Here is a 1,411-nt window from a genome sequence, read left to right as displayed (position 1 = left end):
GTACTTGGCGATCTCGTCAGCCAGATTCCCATGGCAGCGCTTGTCGCCATCATGATCATGGTATCGATTGGCACGTTCTCCTGGTCCTCAATCAAGAACCTCACTGTTCACCCGCGTTCTTCTTCAATCGTCATGATAGCGACTGTGGTCGGTGTGGTTTACACCCACAATCTCGCCATCGGCGTTCTCATCGGCGTGCTTCTTTCAGCCGTGTTCTTCGCATGGAAGATTTCGAAAATTTTTCGCGTCACCTCAACGCTCTCACCAGATGGTTCGCATCGCACATACACTGTCCAGGGTCAGATTTTCTTCGTATCAGCAGACGATTTCAACAAAGCTTTCGATTTTAAGGAGTCTCTGGACAAGGTCACAATCGACGTCAGTCACGCTCATATCTGGGATATTTCCAGTGTCTCCGCTCTCGATATGATCGTCCTGAAATTCCGCCGCGAAGGCGCAGAAGTTAACATTCTGGGCATGAACGAGGCGAGTGAGACCATTGTCGACAAACTCGCCATTCACGACAAACCCGGCGCCATGGAACGCCTGATGGGTCACTGAGGGAGGAACGCTAATGACTAATATACTCGGATTGATCGACGGCTCGACCTATGCACAGAGTGTATGCGACCATATCTCGTGGATAGCATCTAGAACGAAAGTGAATGTGGAACTCATTCACGTGATTGGCCGACGCGATACTGCTTCAGAACAGGTTGATCTTAGTGGCAGCATTGGACTGGGTGCTCGTACCGTCCTTCTTGAGGAATTGGCAAAGCTCGATGAACAGAAGACCAGAGTCGCCCACAAGCGTGGTCGTTTGCTGTTGGACGAAGCGAAGGCCCGACTACAGGAAGCAGGCCTTGCCAACGTAGATACGAAGTTGCGTAACGGTGATCTGGTTGAAACCGTACGTGAATTCGAAACCGTTACGGATATCATCGTCATCGGGAAGCGCGGTGAAGGAGCTGACTTTGCGAAAGGGCATCTTGGCTCAAATCTGGAAAGGGTGGTTCGTTCCACGCATAAACCCATTCTGATTACTTCGCGCGGGTTCAATCCAATCAATAAACTATTGATCGCTTATGACGGCGGAGCAACGGCCTTGAAAATGGTCGATCAAATCTCCCGGAGTCCGATCCTCAGTGGCCTTGACTGCAAACTGATCATGGCAGGAGAGGAGAGCCCGGAGAACCGCAAAAAGCTCGATGATGCGGCTGTTATGCTTAAGGCAGCTGGCATCGTTCCTGAAGTCGCCATCGTAAAGGGGGCGGCTGACAAAGTGATTTCGGAGACGGTGGACCGAGAGGTTTTCGATCTGCTTGCGATGGGTGCTTTCAGTCATTCGCGGCTCCGCAACCTGTTCATCGGTTCCACAACAACGGAGACAATCCGCTCCTGCAAGGTGCCG

2 protein-coding genes are annotated in these 1,411 nt (G+C 51.7%); both read left to right on the top strand.

Features of this window, described 5'->3' with window-relative positions:
* Positions 1–561, top strand: a 561-nt coding sequence (locus KWJ32_RS28015; protein ID WP_148101609.1) for an STAS domain-containing protein, incomplete at its 5' end; no start/stop codon positions are given.
* A 13-nt stretch (positions 562–574) separates the two neighbouring features.
* Positions 575–1,411, top strand: an 837-nt coding sequence (locus KWJ32_RS28010; RefSeq protein WP_148101608.1) for a universal stress protein, incomplete at its 3' end; no start/stop codon positions are given.

It is taken from the genome of Ochrobactrum sp. BTU2 (assembly GCF_024539785.1).
Taxonomy (GTDB): domain Bacteria; phylum Pseudomonadota; class Alphaproteobacteria; order Rhizobiales; family Rhizobiaceae; genus Brucella; species Brucella anthropi.
The sequence above is the reverse complement of the archived record's forward strand: the minus strand, read 5'-3'. Positions and strand labels throughout refer to the sequence as shown.